The organism is Streptomyces iranensis (assembly GCF_017874715.1).
In the GTDB taxonomy this organism is placed as follows: domain Bacteria; phylum Actinomycetota; class Actinomycetes; order Streptomycetales; family Streptomycetaceae; genus Streptomyces; species Streptomyces iranensis.
On sequence record NZ_JAGGLR010000001.1, the window covers coordinates 472,866 to 489,605 of the forward strand.

The 16,740-nt window shown below is 70.4% G+C and carries 17 protein-coding genes and 3 pseudogenes; 14 read left to right on the forward strand and 6 right to left on the reverse strand.

Annotated elements, in window-relative coordinates:
- The first annotated feature begins 104 nt into the window (after positions 1-104).
- From J2Z30_RS02090 to J2Z30_RS02115, 6 genes are all read left to right on the forward strand, one after another.
- Positions 105-1,775, forward strand: a complete 1,671-nt coding sequence (locus tag J2Z30_RS02090) for a glycoside hydrolase family 13 protein (protein WP_044576624.1) — start codon at positions 105-107, stop codon at positions 1,773-1,775.
- A gap of 25 nt (positions 1,776-1,800) precedes the next feature.
- Entirely contained in the window at positions 1,801-2,850 is a 1,050-nt protein-coding gene (locus J2Z30_RS02095) for a LacI family DNA-binding transcriptional regulator (RefSeq protein WP_044576621.1), read from the forward strand.
- Between the two features lie 384 nt (positions 2,851-3,234).
- Positions 3,235-4,083: a phosphatase PAP2 family protein gene (locus J2Z30_RS02100; protein WP_044576618.1), complete on the forward strand. Its 849-nt coding sequence runs from the start codon at positions 3,235-3,237 to the stop codon at positions 4,081-4,083.
- Positions 4,084-4,225: 142 nt separating this feature from the next.
- Complete coding sequence (locus J2Z30_RS02105; protein ID WP_078956945.1) at positions 4,226-5,146, forward strand: HAD family hydrolase; 921 nt, start codon at positions 4,226-4,228, stop codon at positions 5,144-5,146.
- Between the two features lie 85 nt (positions 5,147-5,231).
- On the forward strand, positions 5,232-6,392 hold the full coding sequence (locus J2Z30_RS02110; protein WP_107073373.1) for a threonine synthase: 1,161 nt from the start codon (positions 5,232-5,234) through the stop codon (positions 6,390-6,392).
- On the forward strand, positions 6,389-7,048 hold the full coding sequence (locus J2Z30_RS02115) for a helix-turn-helix transcriptional regulator (RefSeq protein ID WP_044576615.1): 660 nt from the start codon (positions 6,389-6,391) through the stop codon (positions 7,046-7,048). The genes J2Z30_RS02110 and J2Z30_RS02115 overlap by 4 nt, the downstream gene beginning before the upstream one ends.
- Before the next feature lie 63 nt (positions 7,049-7,111).
- Here the strand turns inward: J2Z30_RS02115 and J2Z30_RS02120 are convergent, their stop codons facing one another.
- Positions 7,112-7,315 (reverse strand): hypothetical protein, encoded by a 204-nt coding sequence (locus J2Z30_RS02120; protein ID WP_209468499.1) that lies wholly within the window; start codon positions 7,313-7,315, stop codon positions 7,112-7,114.
- Here J2Z30_RS02120 and J2Z30_RS49265 point away from each other — a divergent pair.
- A pseudogene (locus tag J2Z30_RS49265) lies at positions 7,265-7,487 on the forward strand (N-acyl homoserine lactonase family protein); the annotation flags it as partial. The gene J2Z30_RS02120 and the pseudogene J2Z30_RS49265 sit on opposite strands and share 51 nt — an antisense overlap.
- 22 nt (positions 7,488-7,509) lie before the next feature.
- Here J2Z30_RS49265 and J2Z30_RS02125 read toward each other — a convergent pair.
- Positions 7,510-7,941, reverse strand: a pseudogene (locus tag J2Z30_RS02125) (DinB family protein); the annotation flags it as partial.
- Between J2Z30_RS02125 and J2Z30_RS02130 the strand changes: the two are divergent.
- Positions 7,928-8,645, forward strand: a pseudogene (locus J2Z30_RS02130) (helix-turn-helix transcriptional regulator); the annotation flags it as partial. The pseudogenes J2Z30_RS02125 and J2Z30_RS02130 sit on opposite strands and share 14 nt — an antisense overlap.
- Before the next feature lie 21 nt (positions 8,646-8,666).
- On the opposite strand, the gene J2Z30_RS02135 reads toward J2Z30_RS02130, so the two are convergent.
- Positions 8,667-9,509: an SDR family NAD(P)-dependent oxidoreductase gene (locus tag J2Z30_RS02135; protein ID WP_044576608.1), complete on the reverse strand. Its 843-nt coding sequence runs from the start codon at positions 9,507-9,509 to the stop codon at positions 8,667-8,669.
- A gap of 76 nt (positions 9,510-9,585) precedes the next feature.
- On the opposite strand from J2Z30_RS02135, the gene J2Z30_RS02140 reads away from it, so the two are divergent.
- The gene (locus J2Z30_RS02140) at positions 9,586-10,197 is read left to right on the forward strand and encodes a TetR family transcriptional regulator (protein ID WP_245387435.1); all 612 of its coding nucleotides are present in this window, start codon (positions 9,586-9,588) and stop codon (positions 10,195-10,197) included.
- Here the strand turns inward: J2Z30_RS02140 and J2Z30_RS02145 are convergent.
- Entirely contained in the window at positions 10,187-10,792 is a 606-nt protein-coding gene (locus J2Z30_RS02145; protein ID WP_078956943.1) for an alpha/beta fold hydrolase, read from the reverse strand. The genes J2Z30_RS02140 and J2Z30_RS02145 overlap by 11 nt on opposite strands.
- Before the next feature lie 361 nt (positions 10,793-11,153).
- On the opposite strand from J2Z30_RS02145, the gene J2Z30_RS02150 reads away from it, so the two are divergent.
- Positions 11,154-11,858: an N-acyl homoserine lactonase family protein gene (locus J2Z30_RS02150; RefSeq protein ID WP_044576600.1), complete on the forward strand. Its 705-nt coding sequence runs from the start codon at positions 11,154-11,156 to the stop codon at positions 11,856-11,858.
- A 408-nt stretch (positions 11,859-12,266) separates the two neighbouring features.
- On the opposite strand, the gene J2Z30_RS02155 is transcribed toward J2Z30_RS02150, so the two are convergent.
- The gene (locus tag J2Z30_RS02155) at positions 12,267-12,470 is read right to left on the reverse strand and encodes a DUF397 domain-containing protein (RefSeq protein ID WP_044576597.1); all 204 of its coding nucleotides are present in this window, start codon (positions 12,468-12,470) and stop codon (positions 12,267-12,269) included.
- A 15-nt stretch (positions 12,471-12,485) separates the two neighbouring features.
- Positions 12,486-13,370 (reverse strand): helix-turn-helix domain-containing protein, encoded by an 885-nt coding sequence (locus tag J2Z30_RS02160; RefSeq protein ID WP_044576595.1) that lies wholly within the window; start codon positions 13,368-13,370, stop codon positions 12,486-12,488.
- Between the two features lie 179 nt (positions 13,371-13,549).
- Between J2Z30_RS02160 and J2Z30_RS02165 the strand changes: the two genes are divergently transcribed.
- From J2Z30_RS02165 to J2Z30_RS02180, 4 genes are all read left to right on the forward strand, one after another.
- Entirely contained in the window at positions 13,550-13,978 is a 429-nt protein-coding gene (locus J2Z30_RS02165) for an ATP-binding protein (protein WP_044576591.1), read from the forward strand.
- Between the two features lie 16 nt (positions 13,979-13,994).
- A complete protein-coding gene (locus J2Z30_RS02170; protein WP_209468500.1) occupies positions 13,995-14,141 on the forward strand; it encodes a hypothetical protein in 147 nt (48 codons plus the stop codon).
- Positions 14,142-14,234: 93 nt separating this feature from the next.
- Complete coding sequence (locus tag J2Z30_RS02175; RefSeq protein ID WP_052701635.1) at positions 14,235-15,341, forward strand: hypothetical protein; 1,107 nt, start codon at positions 14,235-14,237, stop codon at positions 15,339-15,341.
- Positions 15,338-16,552, forward strand: coding sequence for a hypothetical protein (locus tag J2Z30_RS02180; protein ID WP_044576583.1), 1,215 nt, complete (start codon positions 15,338-15,340; stop codon positions 16,550-16,552). Before J2Z30_RS02175 ends, J2Z30_RS02180 begins: the two co-directional genes overlap by 4 nt.
- The last annotated feature ends 188 nt before the right edge of the window (positions 16,553-16,740 follow it).

Here is a 16,740-nt window from a genome sequence, read left to right on the forward strand (position 1 = left end):
GGCGCTTGACATACGCTCACAGCACGACCGGAGCACCCTCGAAGGGCACCAGCGAGCCCTGCAAGCTCTTCCGCAAGGCATTGCAGAGCTGTTACGTTCGCGCCATGACCCAGGAGCTCACGACCTCCCTTGCCACCGAGCCGGCGCGACCGTCCGAAGGCCACGGATGGTGGCGCGACGCCGTCATCTACCAGGTGTACGTACGCTCCTTCGCCGACAGCGACGGCGACGGGATCGGCGATCTACGCGGGGCGCGGGAGCGGCTGCCGCACCTCGCCAGGCTGGGTGTGGACGCCGTCTGGCTGACCCCCTTCTACGCCTCACCGCAGGCCGACGGCGGCTACGACGTGGCGGACTACCGCGCCGTGGACCCGCTCTTCGGCACCCTCGGCGACGCCGACGACCTGGTGCGCACCGCCCATGAGCTGGGGCTGAAGGTGATCGTGGACGTCGTCCCGAACCACAGCTCGGACCAGCACCCGTGGTTCCGCGAGGCGCTCGCCGACCGGCCCGGCGGCGCAGCCCGCGCCCGCTACCACTTCCGCCCCGGCCGCGGCGCCCACGGCGAACTGCCCCCGAACGACTGGGAGTCGGTCTTCGGCGGCCCCGCCTGGACCCGTACCACCGAGCCGGACGGCACCCCCGGCGAGTGGTATCTGCACCTCTTCGCCCCCCAGCAGCCCGACCTCAACTGGGACTCCCCCGAGGTCCGCGCGGAGTTCGACTCGGTGCTGCGCTTCTGGCTGGATCTGGGCGTGGACGGCTTCCGTATCGATGTCGCCCACGGCATGGTCAAGGCCGCCGGGCTGCCCGACATCGGCCACACCGAACAGGCCAAGCTGATCGGCTCCCAGGTGCTGCCGTTCTTCGACCAGGACGGGGTGCACGAGATCCACCGCTCCTGGCGCCGGCTGCTGGACTCCTACCCCGGCGACCGGATCGGCGTCGCCGAGGCCTGGGCGCCCACCTCCGAGCGGCTGGCCCTCTACGTACGCCCCGACGAGCTGCACCAGGCGTTCAACTTCCAGTTCCTGAAGTGCCCGTGGGACGCGGCCGCGATGCGCGAGGTGATCGACGAGTCGCTGGCCGCGACCGGCTCCGTCGGCGCCCCCACCACCTGGGTGCTCTCCAACCACGACGTGGTCCGGCACACCACCCGCTACGCCGACGGAGCCGGTGGCGGCCCGGAGCGGGGGCTCGCCCGCGCCCGTGCCGCGGCCCTGCTCATCCTGGCGCTGCCCGGCTCGGCCTATCTCTACCAGGGCGAGGAGCTGGGCCTCCCCGAGGTGACCGAGCTGCCGGACGAGCTGCGCCAGGACCCGGCCTTCTTCCGCGCCTCCACCGACGGCCAGGAGGGCCAGGACGGCCAGGACGGCTTCCGCGACGGCTGCCGGGTGCCCCTGCCCTGGACCCGCTCCGGCGACTCCTACGGCTTCGGCCCCGGCGGCAGCTGGCTGCCCCAGCCGGAGGACTGGGCCGAGCTGTCCGTCGAGGCGCAGACCGGCGACCCCGGCTCCACGCTGGAGCTGTACCGCGACGCGCTGGCGCTCCGCCGTGAGCTGCCGGGCCTCGGGGACGGCCCGATGAGCTGGCTGGAGGCCCCGGCGGGGGTGCTCGCGCTGTCCCGGCCGGGTCTGGTGTGCACGCTCAACACGCTCGGGGAGGAGGTCGAACTGCCGGTTCCGGGGCGTGCGCTGCTGTCGTCGGCGCCGCTTGCGTACAAGGCCGGAACCGTGTGCATTCCGCCTGATTCGTGCGCGTGGTGGGCAATCTGACACGCGACCGGTACAGTCCCACTCCATGACCGCACGGCTTGCTGACATCGCAGCCCAGGCGGGGGTCAGCGAAGCCACCGTCAGCCGCGTCCTCAATGGCAGGCCGGGGGTGGCCGCGGCCACCCGCGAGTCCGTCCTCGCCGCTCTGGACGTCCTCGGCTATGAGCGGCCGGTGCGGCTGCGGCAGCGCAGCGCCGGACTGGTGGGACTGATCACGCCCGAGCTGGAGAACCCGATCTTCCCCGCGCTCGCCCAGGTCATCGGGCAGGCGCTCACCCGGCAGGGCTATACCCCGGTGCTGGCCACCCAGACCCCCGGCGGCTCGACGGAGGACGAGCTGACCGAGATGCTGGTGGACCGGGGGGTGGCCGGGATCATCTTCGTCTCCGGGCTGCACGCGGACACCTCGGCCGATATGCAGCGCTATGACCAGCTGCGCGGCCAGGGTGTGCCGTTCGTGCTGGTGGACGGCTACTCGCCGAAGGTGCGGGCGCCGTTCATCTCTCCCGACGACCGGGCGGCGATGGGGCTGGCGGTCACCCATCTGGTCTCGCTCGGGCACACCCGGATCGGTCTCGCGCTCGGGCCGAAGCGATTCGTACCCGTACTGCGCAAGATCGAAGGCTTTCAGCAGGCGATGCGGGACCGGCTGGGGCTCTCCCCGGCCGAGTCCGAGGAGCTGATCCAGCATTCGCTGTACACCCTGGAGGGCGGCCAGGCGGCGGCGACCGCGCTGATCGAGCGGGGCTGTACGGCGGTGGTGTGCGCGAGCGACATGATGGCGCTGGGTGCCATCCGGGCGGCCCGGCAGCAGGGTCTCGCGGTCCCTCAGGACGTCTCGGTGGTCGGCTTCGACGACTCCCCGCTGATCGCCTTCACCGATCCGCCGCTGACCACGATCCGTAAACCGGTGCAGTCGATGGGGCAGGCGGCGGTGCGGGCGCTGCTGGAGGAGATCGGCGGCACCCCGGCGCCGCCCAGCGAGTTCGTCTTCCTGCCCGAACTGGTGGTGCGCGGCTCCACGGCCTCCGCCCACGGCGTGGAGGCGCGGAGCCGGGCGGCCGGGGGCGGCTGAGGCCCCGTCCGGGGACCATGGCGCCTGCGGCGGGCTGTTCCCCTACCCGCCCCTTCCCACAACTGGGGCTCCGCCCCAGCCCCCGACTTGGGGCTCCGCCCCAGACCCCCGGGGTCCAGGGGCAAAGCCCCACCTCCCAGCCCAAAGCCCCACCCTCCAGCCCCTCCGGCGTTTGAGGAGCGGGGTCTGGGGCGGAGCCCCAGTTTCGGGAAGGGGCGGGGAGGGGAAAGCCCCCGTCCCGGGGCCTCGTCCAGCGGCCCGACACCCAGTGGACGTATAGGGGCATACGCCCCTTGACGGACCCCCCGGACCAGGACATAAGCAACCAAGACCCGATGCCATGGATGATCTGCGGGTGGGCGTCGTCTGGCAGACTGTTGCCCTATGGGTGGAGCGACGATCAGGACCACGGCAGGCCGAACAGCCACCCCGGCACCCATCGCGGACACCGACGCGGAACGGGCACCGGGCCTCACCCTGATGGACCGGTTGCGTACCCCCAGAAGGCCCCGGCTCTGGTTCGAGATCGTCCTCATCGCCGTCAGTTACTGGACCTATTCGCTGATCCGCAACGCCGTCCCGGAGCAGCGGCCGGAGGCGCTGCGCAACGCGAGCTGGATCTGGGAGTGGGAGCACCGGTTCGGAATGGCCTTCGAACGGGGTGTCAACCATGCGTTCGACTCGGTCAGCTGGCTGATCGTGGGCATGAACTACTACTACGCCACGCTCCACTTCATCGTGACGCTCAGCGTGCTGGTGTGGCTCTACCACTGGCATCCGGGCCGCTACGCCGCCACCCGGCTGGCGCTCTTCGCGACCACGGGCGTGGCCCTGCTCGGCTACTACTTCTTCCCGCTGGCCCCGCCCCGGCTGATGAGCGGCGGCCACTTCATCGACACCGTGGTGGTGCACAACACCTGGGGCTCGATGGCCTCGGGAAACCTCGCCGATATGTCGAACCAGTACGCGGCGATGCCCTCGATGCACATCGGCTGGTCGCTGTGGTGCGGTCTGACCATCGCGACGCTGGCGCGCCCGGTGTGGGTGAAGGCGCTAGGGCTGCTCTACCCCTCGGCCACGCTGCTGGTGATCGTCGCCACCGCCAACCACTTCTGGATGGACGCGGTCGGCGGGGTCGTCTGTCTCTCCTTCGGCTTCGTGCTGTCGTGCGCGTGGTACGGCTCGCTGCCGTACCGGCTGCCGAAGCAGGTGGCCGTGATCTGCACGGCTTGATCGTCCCCGGCGGAGCCGCCATTCTCTGTTCCGCAAGGTCGACATGAGTTCACATGCCGACATGGTTCAGGGGCTCCATGTGTCGCGCTGATTCGACGCGGAAAGAGCACGATGAGCGTGACGAAAGGGACCACCGGTCACCGTGCACACCGCCGACGCCGCCACCGCTACCGCTGCCGCTGCCGCTTCCCCGGTATCCACTTCCGTATCCGCCTCCGAGTCCCCGGGCGCGCTGCTCCCCCGGCCCCGTACCGCCGGGCGGCCCCGCTTCCCGCTGGTGGCCACCGACCTCGACGGCACCCTGCTGGGCGGGGATCTGACGGTCTCGCCGCGCAACCGTGAGGCGCTCGCCCTGGTCCGGGCCGCCGGGGCGCGGCACGTGGTGGTCACCGGGCGCCCGGCCGCGTCCTGCCGGAAGTTCCTGGTGGCGATCGGCTACCGGGGGCTCGCGGTGTGCGGACAGGGCGCGCAGTTGTACGACGCCTCCGCGGACCGGCTGCTGGTCTCGGCGTCGCTGGACCGGGAGCTGGCCCGGTCGGTGGTGGAGCGCACCGAGGAGGCGCTGGACGCGGGGCCGCTGGAACTCGCCGTGGTGACCGCGGCGCCCGAGAACCGCTTCGTCGTCACCTCCCGCTTCACCGATCGGATGCGCCCGGAGTGGGGTCTGGCCGAGCGGGAGGAGCTGTGGGCGGCACCGATCGAGAAGGTGCTGATGCGCCATCGGACGGTGGCGGACGGGCTGGTCGCGGCGGCCGCGGAGCGGGCGGGCGCGGACGAGGTGGCGGTGACCCACTCCGAGAAGGGCATGATCGAGGTGCTCCCCGCCGGGACGGACAAGTCGGTGGGGCTCCAACTGGCCGCCGACCGCATGGGGTTCACCCCCGCCGAGACGATCGCGTTCGGCGACATGCCCAATGACATCCCGCTGCTGGGCTGGGCCGGATACGGGGTCGCGATGGGCAACGCCCACCCGGATCTGAAGGCGATGGCCGACGAGGTGGCGCCGGCCAACGAGGACGACGGGGTCGCGGTGGTGCTGGAACCGCTGTTCGCCCACCCTTGAGCGGCCCTCGTACCGCACTCGCGGTGACCTCGAGCAGCCCGTCACGCCCTTGACTGGATTTACACAACTAAACAAAATATCCAAGGTGCGAGCTGAACCAGGATCCGAACCCCGCTACGTCGACGAGCGCTCCGGCGCCACTTACCCGATCGAAGACCCTCGCTGGTGCGGCGATGACGGGGCTCCCCTCACCGTCTCCGCACTGCCCGGCATCACCCGCGAGCAGGTGGACACCGGGGCCCGGTCACTGTGGCGCTACCGAGCGGCCCTCCCGGTGCGCATCGACGCCCCGGTGTCACTGGGAGAAGGGTGCACCCCGCTGGTCGAGAAGAGCTGGGGGGAGGATCGGATTCTCTTCAAGCTGGAGTGGTTCAGCCCCACCGGCAGCTTCAAGGACCGCGGCACCAGCGTGATGATCTCGCTCCTCGCCCAGCGGGGCGTACGGGAGGTCATCGAGGACAGCTCCGGCAACGGCGGGGCCTCCGTCTCCGCGTACTGCGCCGCCGCCGGCATCCGGGCCCGGATCCTCGCCCCCGCCACCACCTCCCCCGCGAAGGTCCTCCAGAGCCGGGCCTACGGCGCCAAGGTGCAGCTGGTGCCGGGCGACCGGGACGCCACCGCAGCGGAGGCGCTGCGCCAGTCGGCCCACACGTACTACGCCAGCCACAACTGGCACCCCTTCTTCCTCCAGGGCACCAAGACCCTGGCGTACGAGCTGTGGGAGGACCTGGGCTTCACCGCACCGGACGCCGTGGTGACCGTGGCGGGCGCGGGCAGCACCGTACTCGGCTGCGACCTCGGCTTCTCCGAACTGCTCGCCGCGGGCCAGATCGCCCGCCGCCCCCGGCTGCTGGTGGCCCAGCCCGCCCACTGCGCCCCGCTGCACGCCGCGTTCCGCGCGGGCACCGAGACGCCCGTGCCGTTCGACCACGCCCCGACCATCGCCGAGGGCACGGCCATCCGCGAACCCGTCCGTTTCCCCGAGGTGCTGCGCGCCATCCGCCGCTCGGACGGCGACATGGCGGCCATCCCGGAGGACGCGATCGCCGCGGCGGTCCGCCGACTGGCCGCGATGGGGCTGTACGCGGAGCCGACCAGCGCGACGGCGGCCGCGGCGATCGAGGTCTTCCGGGCCCGGGGCGCGATCCGCCCCGGTGAGACCACGGTGGTGCTGCTGACCGGTTCGGGTCTGAAGGCGACGCCGACGATGACGGAGCTCTTCGCGCCCGAGGCCGATGAGCGATGACCGAGGAGAAGCACCAGGAGACGTCGGGAAGGCCCGAGGACGAGCTGCTGCTCCGCGAGGCCGAGAAGATCGTGGTCGGCCTCGGCCGGATGTTCCCCGGGCTGTGCGAGGTGGTCCTCCACGATCTGCGCAACCGCGACCAGTCCATCCGCGCCATCGAGAGCAATCTCTCCGGCCGGACGGTGGGCCAGCCCGCCACCGAGCTGGGCCTGGCCCGGATGCGGGACCCCGGCTTCCCCGACATCGTCCAGAACTACGCCAACCGCTTCCCGGACGGCCGCCCGGCGAAGAGCACCTCGATCGGCATCAAGAACAGCGCGGGCCAGTACGTCGCCGCCATCTGCCTCAACCTGGACGTCTCCCTCTTCGCGAGCGTGGCCCGCAGCCTCAACAACCTCGTCCGGACCGATGAGCAGGAGCAGCCGCTCACCGAAACCCTCCGCGCCCGCACCGCCGCGGAGCTGCGCACCGTCATCGAGGAATTCGCCGCCGCCCGCGGCCAGACCCCGCGCAGCCTGGGCACCCCCGCCAAGAAGGAACTCGTCCGCACCCTCAAGACCAGCGGCTACCTCCAGGTGAAGCACTCCGTCCAGGTGGTCACCGAACTGCTGGGGGTCTCCCGCGCCACGGTCTACAACTACCTGCGCTCGCCCTGAGCGCTGTCCGGTAAAAGACCTCGGTGCGTGCCCAATCATCCCGACGACGACGGCCCCGGCCTCTCACCGATCCAGTGCGGCGCAATCCTGCCCCGCCTGCGGGAGATCGCCGATCAGCCTCAAGAGGGAAGCACCGACCCGCTCCTCCAACGGCACATCGACGACGCCCGCCAGTTGGTGGTCGTCCTGCGGCTCTGCGCCGAGAAGGACGTCGACCTCCTCGTCCGCCAGTCCGACGGCACGGTGATCCTCGCCGGTCAGGCCCATGACTTTGGCTCCGAGTTCGCCTCGGACCACCTCGCCCGCAGGGCCGCCCTCGACGGCATGGCGCCTCCCCTCCCCCCCGTACCGCCCCTGGCTGGACCGCCTCATCGACTTCGCCCCCCGCCGGGTCCTCTTCGCCCACGACTGCGCGGTCTGGGAGCCGTCGGACGGCTGACGCTCTCGTCTCAACTTCCCGTTCATCCCATGGTCTTGGCGCCGTCCAGGGACTCGCGAATGATGTCGGCGTGCCCGGCGTGCTGCGCGGTCTCGGCGATGACGTGCAGCAGCACCTGACGGGCCGACCAGCGCACGCCGGACTCGAACCACGGCGCCTCCGGCAGCGGCTGGGTCGCGTCCATGTCGGGCAGGGCGGCGATCAGCTCGTCGGTCCGGTGGGCCACCGCCGCGTACTCAGCCAGTACGCTGGCCAGCGTCTCGCCGGACAGCAGCCGGAACTCGTCAGCCCGCTTGGCGAAGTCGGTCTCGGCCATCGCGGTGAAGTCGGGCATGGCCGACGGGCCGTCCAGGATGAAGTCCACCCAGATCCGCTCCATCGCGGCGACGTGCTTGACCAGGCCGCCCAGGCACAGTGCGCTGACGGTGGTGCGCAGCCCGGCGCAGCGCGGCGTCGACGGCGGCTACCAGCTCGCCGCGGGCGCGGTGCTGCCGCCACTGGTGATCGACGACGATGAGGCGGTCGCCCTGGCCGTCGGGTTGCACACCGCGGCGGAGGGCGCGGTGGAGGGCATCGCCGAGTCCTCGGTCCGGGTGCTGGCCAAGGTGGTGCAGGTGATGCCCAACCGGCTGCGTCGCCGGGTCGAGGCGCTGCGCGCGATGACCGTGCCCGCCGGCTGGGGCAGCCCGGCCCAGGCGGACATCGACCCGGGCGTGCTCACCACACTCGCACTGACCTGCCGGGACAGCGAACAGCTGCGCTTCGGCTATACCGCCGCCGACGGCCGCCACACCGACCGGCAGGTGGAGCCGCACCGGCTGGTCCGCCTCGGGCGCCGCTGGTATCTGGTGCACCCTGCCCGCCGCCGACGCCGCCGAGTTCGTCCGCGCCGGGATCGGCAACCTGCCCCGACCGTACCGGGTGGCGGCCCTGGTGTACGCCCCGGCCGCGACCGTGGTGGAACGGATCGGGCGGTGGAGCACGGTCGAGGAGGTGGACGCCGAACGCTGCCGGGTCAGCATGACCACCGACTCCCTGGACTGGCCGGCCCTGGCCCTGGGCGCTCTCGGCGCCGAGTTCCGCGTGCTCGAACCGGCCGAACTGGTCGGCCAACTCCGCGACTGGGCAGCCCGGTTCGACCGGGCGGGACGAGGCTGACCAGTTCAACCCCCAGGATGCTCACCCGGCTCGGCGCAGCAGCTCCTCCGACCGGTCCCAGAGGCCGCGCGCGAGGTCGACGTCGAGCGCCAGCGAATTGAGCCGCTTATCCGGCGCACGCTTCGCATAGAACTCACCTGAGGTCCAATCGCGGCCAGGGAGTCCCCCCGCCAGCCAGACCATCTGGTCGGCCCCCTTTTCCGGGGTGGTGAGCAGCCGGGAACGGGAGAGCCGGTTGGTTGCGAGGAACCGAATCAGGCGACTGGTGGTCTCGGCGCCGAAGTTGGTCGCGACGTTGCCGGGATAGAAGGCGGCAGCGGAGATCCCCCGCCGGTGGTATCGGCGGTGCAGCTCCTTGGTGAACAGGACGTTCTCAAGCTTGGCCGCGTTGTAGGCCCGGACGGCGTCGTAATTGCTGTCGTGATCGAGGTCGTCGAGGTCGAGCTTGCGGACCAGGCCGCCGCGCAGGGTCGATGTCTGGATGATCGACGCTTGCGAGTCGATCAGCTTGTCCATCAGGAGTGCCGTGAGCAGGAAGGGGGCCAGATGGTTGATTTGGAAGGTCTTCTCAAAGCCGTCGACGGTCTTCGCCCGGTCTCCGAAGACCCCGCCGGCGTTGTTGGCGAGCACGTCGATCCGGGCGTATCGGTCGTTCAGATCGGCGGCGAGCCGCCGCACATCGTCCAGGCGCGTGAAGTCGGCCACGAAGTGGTCCGCGCCGATCGAGGCGGCGACAGCCTTCGTCTTCTCCGGCGACCGGCCGACAACGATCACTGCATGTCCGTCCCGCGCGAGCCGACGTGCCGCGGCCGCGCCGATGCCGTCGCTCGCCCCGGTCACCAGGATGACCTTCGTCCGTTCCATGTCCACTCCCACAGTCCGACCCACAGTCCCGTTTGTGAGACGCAGTTTCACTTATGGTTGAAGGTACCATCACGCCATGGAGATCGAACGGACGGGAGCACGCACAGGGGCTCGGGCGCTGGCACGACAGGCCATGAAGGCACAGGTGTCGGCGATGGCCTTCGACCTCTGCGTTGAGCGGGGATACGAGAGCACGACCGTCGAGGAGATCTGCGCGGTCGCCGGGATCTCCCGCAGTACGTTCTTCCGCTACTTCGCGTCCAAAGAGGACGCACTGCTGGGAGACGTCGCGGACTCGGGGGAACATCTGCTCGTCGCCCTTCGAGCCCGGCCCGACGACGAGCAGGTCTGGGATGCCCTACGGCATGCCCTGGGTTCGCTGATCGACCGCTATGCCGCTGACCCCGAGCGAAGCCGGCAGCTGGCACGGCTGGTCCGTGGCGCCCCGGCACTCGCGGCCGCACACCACGAGAAGAACGCCCGCTGGCATGTGCTTCTGCGGCCGGAGTTGGCACGACGGCTCGGTTCCGACCCCTCGGACGAGCTGGACCCACGCCCTTCCGCATTGATCGCCGCCGCCCTGGGCTGCGTCGACGCCGCCCTCGCCAGCTGGGCCGCGAGCGACGCCGACACCAGGACACCCCTTGAGGACATTCTTCATCGCGCCATGACGGCGATCACCACCTGACGCCCGCGCCCCGACCTTTCGACGCCCCCGGCCTCAGGCGGTTTCCGGTGGACCCGATCATCGTCCGGAAGGTCAGCATGCTCATGAGTTCCGGATCGAGCCGCATCGTGGAGGTGCGCAGCACGCAGGCGCGGACATATTCGCCCTGGGCGGCCCAGTAGTCGGGATCGTTCGTCTCGCCCCTCAGTTCACGGCCGTAGGTGCGGCCCAGTACGTCGCCCGGGAGCGCCCTCATGAGATCCCGGACCTCCGCCTCGAAGCGGTTCACACTGGCCAGTCCGTTCGCGCAGATCAGACTGGTCCAGTCCGGATTCCGCTCCGCGGCGTACTGAAGGCCGAGCATGGCTCCCCAGGAATGTCCGTAGACATGAGGTCTTTCCAGACCGAGACCTTCGCTGACCGCGCCGAGTTCATCGAGAAATCGGTCCACGGTGAGCAGCGAGACGTCGTCGATGGGATCCGAACGCCCGACGCCGAGCTGGTCGTATGAGGTTCCCGCGAAAACGGAAATACATCGCCTTCTCGTCCAGTGTCCGCTCTCCCGTGCCGTCGTTGTGCCATACGGTGGCGGCCTGCATGCACATGGTCCGTACAGTGCTGAAGTCGAAGCTCTCCAGGAGGTGCAGACATTGGATCGCCATCTTGTTGCTTTCTCGGCTCATATCGAGCGTTCCCCAGTTGATCTCGTCGAACGAATACCTGAGCAGGGCTGTGCAAGCAGGAGTGCAACCCTGCTTGAACGCACCAGATTTGGAACGCTCCGATCCCCAATGTAGGGATGTGGAACCGCGAAAGTAAGACTTGACTTGCTCCACTGCCTCAGGCAGAGCGATTCCCGTCGGAAATGCCCCCCGCACATCTGATGGCCCGTGAGGGACACGCAAGAAACGGCCCAGCCGCTCTGCCCTCGGCAGAGCGGCGAGCGAGCACGCCGCGCACCGCGCGACCATGACGGGATGGCCAACGACATCTGCGTGCGCCGCCTCGACCTCGGCTACTTCGTCCGCCCCGCCGCTGAGACCGGCGGACCGCGGCCACGGGTCGAGCCGGTGCTCGCCTATCTGGTGCGTCACGAGCGGGGGCTGGTCCTCTTCGACACCGGCATCGGCGCCGCCGACCCCGAGACCGAGGCGCACTACCGCCCGCGCCGCCGCGCCCTGCCGGACGCGCTGGGGGCGGCCGGGGTCGCCCTCGCGGACGTCTCCCTCGTCGTGAACTGCCACCTCCACTTCGACCACTGCGGCGGCAATCCCCTGCTGGCCGGAGCGCCGATCCTGGTCCAGGACGTGGAGCTGGCCACCGCACGCGGGGGCGGCCATACGTTCGAAGAGCTGGTGGACTTCCCCGGCGCCAGCTACGAGCAACTCAACGGTGAGACCGAGATCTGGCCCGGCGTCCGCATCGTCCCGACCCCCGGCCACACCGACGGCCATCAGTCACTGGCCGTCCGCCGGTCCGATGGCACGGTGATCCTCGCCGGTCAGGCGCATGACTTCGCCTCCGAGTTCAGCTCGGACCACCTGGCCCGCAGGGCGGCCCTCGATGGCGTGGAGCCGCCACTCCCCCCGTACCGCCCCTGGCTGGACCGCCTCCTCGACTTCGACCCCCGCCGCGTCCTTTTCGCCCACGACTGTGCGGTCTGGGAGCCGTCGGAGGGCTGACGGTTTCGTCTCGCGCCTTCGGCGCCTTTGAGCATGGGGGCGGGGGTGCCGGGCTCACGCTTTCGTCGCCGGGCGGCGGGCCGTGGGTGGCACGGCCGGTGGCGGCTCCCGCGCTTGTGCCGATGCCGGACCGCCGGGGGGTGGGGGATCCCTCCGGAAAACGCTTGACAGATTAGTTGCTTCAGATCAAGCGTTTTCGGAAGGGGTACCCGGAGGGGCCGTCAGTCCGGCCGGGACTCAGCCCAGGACCGCAGAAGCCGCCACCGGGACGCACCACCACCGGCCCGTCACCCGGCGGCGAGGCCCGCGCCCCCACCCCCCGTCCCCTTGCTCAATGGCGCCGAAGGCGCGAAACGAAACCCGCACCGCACCACCGGCGGCCCCAACACCGGAACGCGGCCACGACGGTCACACGCTCCCCGACAGATGGTCGAAATCGCCCCGCTTGAGCCCCCGGACGAAGGCAGCCCATGGGGCAGGGTCCGTGGTGATGACGGCCGCCGGGTCGTCGCTCTCGCGGATGAGTATGAGGCCGGGAGTGGGCGCCGAGACCTCGACACACTCCGCGCTGACTTGACCACTGCTGAAAGTCGACTTGCGCCAACAGGACATGCCCAGGGCTCCCCTTCACAAGGTGTACAGCAAGTGCTGGATGAGCTGGAGTGAATCCCTCTCGGTATAGCACTTGCGTTCGCCCTGGAGGGCAACGGGCGGGAGAGCCACCGCACTGAGGTGCTCGAAGGCCGAGTTGTACTGGGTCAGATGCTCGCGGTCTCCAAGAAAGACGGAGGAGACCGGATGCTCGACGTACACCGTGCTCAGTTCGGGGACCTGACTGTCCAAGATGTTGAAAGGTGCCCCCGGTGTCGTCGAGTTGACGTCCGACTTGAACGGCAGCAGCTGAATGCGCACGTGAGGCAGCTCGGCCATGGTGACGAGGTGCTCGATCTGGCGGCGCATGACGTCGCCGGGCACGAACTTCATCAGGAGGGCGGCCTCATGGATCACCGCATGGAAGCGCTGCGATCCGTCGGCCAGCACGTGCTGTCGCCGCTGTCGGAACTCAATACCCGCGTCAACAGCTTGCGGACTGTCCGGCTGCCCGCTCTCAAAGAGGCAGCGCATGTAGTCCACCGTCTGGAGCAGACCCGGCACGTACATCCACTGGAACGAGCGGTGCGCCACGGCACTCGCCTCCAGTTCCGCGAGATCGAGGGCTCGGGCGTTGTGGCTGGCCTTGTAAGGCGACCACCACCCCCGACCCGTGGCCTCACTCAGCTCACACAACCCATCGACCAAGGGATGGCTTGTGCAACCGTATGCCGCCGCAAGAGCCCGTAGTTTCTCCTCCGGGATGGCCGTGCGACCCGTCTCGATGTGACTCATGTGCGCTCGCCCGAGCCCCGCATGGGCTCCCGCCTCCGTCGCGGACAAGCCACTCGACTCGCGCAGCTTCCGTAGCTCCTCACCCAGCCGTCGTTGCCGTTGGGTCGGGTTGGCCCGAAGCCCCATCGCGCGACTCCCTTCGTGGATCAGGCGCAGTCTGCCCGCTTTTGGGGCAAGCGGTCCACTCGGGAGGGGGAATTTCCGACATTAGGTTGCGCTAGCTAAACCAATGTCCCTACCGTCGAAGACGAATCGCCCAACCGGCGTCAGCCCAACGGCCGTTGGCCGAAGGAGGCAACATCACCATGAGCACCCAGCTCCCCCGTGCCGACTTCTCCCTCGTCTTCCCGCCCGACCCCGGCTGGGTCCGTACCGCGCGAGAAGCCGTCCGCACCGCCCTGCGCACCGCGAACCGCACCGACTTAACGGATACCGCTCTGCTCCTGACCTCCGAAGCCGTCACCAATGCCGTCAACGCCTGCCGGACCAACGGCTGCTCGGCACCCGTCACCCTCTACGCCGAGTGGGGACCGTACGGCGCCCTGCGCGTTCTCGTGAGCGATGACGCGCCCGGCCTCCCCGCCCAGCGCAGCCTCGCCCGGGACACGGCCGACGCCGAGAACGGCCGAGGGCTGCTCATCATCGGCAGCTCCGCCACCGACTGGGGCGTCTGCCACCACGGACCGGGCCCCGGGAAGGCGGTGTGGTTCCAGGTCAACGGGGCCGGTTCATGAGCGGTCCAGTTGCTCAATGGCCGACGTGATACGGGGCGGCGGTCGGGGCGTACCTTCAAGTACGCCGGTCGGCTATCGGCGCGCCGACGGCGGCGTCACGATCGGGGGGCGCGTCACCATCGGCGTGCGGCTCGACCACCCGCCCGCCGCGAGCAGCGGCTGACAGCCGCTGACGCCTACGGAATTGCCATGACCTCTTCACTTCGTGCGCGGAGCCGCTGAGTAGGATCGGCGGCCACACGGGGGAAGGTCGTAAATGAAACAGTTGATGGGCGGCGCACGCCGCCGAGCCGTTCTGGTCGGTGGCGCCGTCGCGGTGCTGGTGGCGGCCGGGGCCGGGACCTGGGCCACGGACACCTGGCCGTTCGACGGGAAAGACACCTACTGCTGGGGTGCGTGGAAAGAGGACAGCGGGCCGGACTTCCTGAGCGGCGACGCGCTGGACGAGGACAACGCCGGCCGTACGTCCAAGGAGACCGCGCCGACACCACGGCGCCAGCGCGGGCGGTGCACCGTGGCACTCCACTCCGAGCGCGCGGACAGCAGCGACGGCGGCAAGGTCGTGGAGGAGACCGAGATCACGGTCACCTACGGGCCCGCGCCCAAGAGCGCCGCGGAGCGCATGGAGTGGATCGGCGGCTACCTCGGCGACCGGTCGATGCCGCTGCCCGACGGGCTGCCGGGCGCCACCGACGGGCGGCAGGCGCTGCTGGTGCTGCCCGAGGGTTGCGACACCGAGGACGGGCGGCCGACCACGGTGACGCTCGACTCGATGGCGCGGTCGGTCTACAGCGACAACACCATGTCGGGCGACGCGGGGCTCGGCGGCTCCCAGTCCGTGGCCCGGTTGCTCGTCGCGGCCGCCAACCGCGCGATGGAGAAGGCGGATTGCGCCCCGGCGAAGCCGCTCGAGGCCGACTCGCCGATGCCCACACTGCCCGAGGACGATGAGGACTTCTTCACCCGGGCCTGCCGGATCAGGGGCCTGGAGTTCAGCGAGAAGGCGTCCCGCGACATGGAGTACCAGGTCGGTACGGTCACCCGGGATCTCCAGTCCTGTTCGGTGCGGACGGACCACGGCAACGGCCGGTACTTCGACGCCCTGATGGTCGCCCAGCCGCGGCTCTCCGCGCTGTTCGACGGTGCCACGGGCAGCAAGGCACCGGCGCGCGGCTGGCGCGGTACAGGGGTCTTCGCCGACGACTACAAGGTCGTACGGGCCGACTGCGCGGGGCGCCCGCTCAACGTGCTGATGCTCGCCCCGTCCGCGCACGAGAAAACTCCGTACTTCGCCGCCTTCGCCAACGCCGTGACGCGGCGCGTCGGTTGCGCGCCCGTCGCACCTGGGGGTTCCAGCCGATGAACGACTCCGAGAACGAGGACAGGAACGAGAACAGCAGCGACAACAGCAGCGACAACGGCAGCGAGAGCAGCGCCCGCGTGCCGCTGCACGAGCGGCGCCGCCCCTGGTGGCACTGGCAGCGCGTGGCCCGCTCCCGGCCGCGACTGGCCGTCATCATGACCGTGACCGGAGCCCTCCTGGGCGCGCTGCTCGGCGGCGCCGGTGTGGCCTGGCGGGCCGGGGTGGGTCCGTTCGCGGACGACCGCGCCTGCTGGGGAGCGCTCGCCCAGGACGATGTGGCGGCGCTGTTCGACGGCAAGCGGGACATCGAGACGTCCGAGGTGCCCATCACCTCCGATCGCATCGGCAGCGAGGGCCCCTCGGGCGAATGCCGGCTGACCTCGCCGCGCGGACGGCGGATCACGGTCCAGGCGCACCAGCTGGACACCGGGTTCGGCGGCGCGGGCGACCGGTGGGCCGATGAGTTCCTGTCCGCGCGGCTCACCCCGCTGGGCGACGGGCTGCTGGGCATGGCCTCGGACACCCGGGCCTGGCTCGCGGTGCCCGACGGCTGTATCGGCCGGCCGAGCGGAGTGGACGTCAACAGCGGCCCCACCGTGATCGACATGGAGACCGGCTGGACCGTCTACGACGACGAGGTGGACACCGAGGGCCGCGACGCGCTCGCCCGCGCCGTGGTCAAGCTGGTCAACCACTACATGGCCGAGGAGGGGTGCACGAGCGAGATCGCCGACCCGGTCCGCCGGATGTCCGGTCCGCCGCGGGCCCTGGACGAGAAGAAGGACGCGATGTGCGGCGTCAAGGGGCTGCGGCTGCCCGCCGCGTTCGAGCACGAGGGGCGGGGCGCCACCGTGGTGACCCGGGGCGGCGGCCCGGTCCGCACCTGCGACCGCGATGTGCTCTTCGGCCACCCCGAGCTGCGGCTGATGACCATCGAGGACCCCCGGCTCGCGATGCTCTACGACCGGCTGTCCCACGACGGCGCCAAAGATCAGGTCAAGGTCGGTGAGCAGGACGGATACGGCTTCGTCCGCGACGATATGGGGCTGTTCCAGGCCGAGTGCCAGACCGGCCAGGTCACCTTCCTGGTCCGGGCCGAGGACGGCCGCCGCCCCGGGGACATCCGTACGATCCTCCCCCGCTATGTGGCCGCCGAGGCCGACCGGATCGGCTGCGGCCCGCTGCGCGTCACCCTGCCCGCGAGCGGCTAGGGGGCCCGGCGGATCTTGACGCCTGCGGCGGGCGGCTCCGGGGCTCCGCCCCTGGCCCCCCTGTCCGCCCTTCGGGCGTGTCCTCAATCGCCGGACGGGCTGAAATCAGCCCGTCCGGGGGCACCTCCCAGCGGTAGCTGGGGGAGATTGAGGACCGGGGTCCGGGGCGGAGCCCCGGTCAGGGCCCC

Coding starts and splice junctions, on each gene's coding strand:
- J2Z30_RS02090 (WP_044576624.1), top strand. CDS start 105: ATGACCCAGGAGCTCACGACCTCCCTTGCCACCGAGCCGGCGCGACCG.
- J2Z30_RS02095 (WP_044576621.1), top strand. CDS start 1,801: ATGACCGCACGGCTTGCTGACATCGCAGCCCAGGCGGGGGTCAGCGAA.
- J2Z30_RS02100 (WP_044576618.1), top strand. CDS start 3,235: ATGGGTGGAGCGACGATCAGGACCACGGCAGGCCGAACAGCCACCCCG.
- J2Z30_RS02115 (WP_044576615.1), top strand. CDS start 6,389: ATGACCGAGGAGAAGCACCAGGAGACGTCGGGAAGGCCCGAGGACGAG.
- J2Z30_RS02120 (WP_209468499.1), bottom strand. CDS start 7,315: ATGGGCCTGACCGGCGAGGATCACCGTGCCGTCGGACTGGCGGACGAG.
- J2Z30_RS02135 (WP_044576608.1), bottom strand. CDS start 9,509: ATGGAACGGACGAAGGTCATCCTGGTGACCGGGGCGAGCGACGGCATC.
- J2Z30_RS02140 (WP_245387435.1), top strand. CDS start 9,586: ATGGAGATCGAACGGACGGGAGCACGCACAGGGGCTCGGGCGCTGGCA.
- J2Z30_RS02150 (WP_044576600.1), top strand. CDS start 11,154: ATGGCCAACGACATCTGCGTGCGCCGCCTCGACCTCGGCTACTTCGTC.
- J2Z30_RS02155 (WP_044576597.1), bottom strand. CDS start 12,470: ATGTCCTGTTGGCGCAAGTCGACTTTCAGCAGTGGTCAAGTCAGCGCG.
- J2Z30_RS02160 (WP_044576595.1), bottom strand. CDS start 13,370: ATGGGGCTTCGGGCCAACCCGACCCAACGGCAACGACGGCTGGGTGAG.
- J2Z30_RS02165 (WP_044576591.1), top strand. CDS start 13,550: ATGAGCACCCAGCTCCCCCGTGCCGACTTCTCCCTCGTCTTCCCGCCC.
- J2Z30_RS02170 (WP_209468500.1), top strand. CDS start 13,995: ATGGCCGACGTGATACGGGGCGGCGGTCGGGGCGTACCTTCAAGTACG.
- J2Z30_RS02175 (WP_052701635.1), top strand. CDS start 14,235: ATGAAACAGTTGATGGGCGGCGCACGCCGCCGAGCCGTTCTGGTCGGT.
- J2Z30_RS02180 (WP_044576583.1), top strand. CDS start 15,338: ATGAACGACTCCGAGAACGAGGACAGGAACGAGAACAGCAGCGACAAC.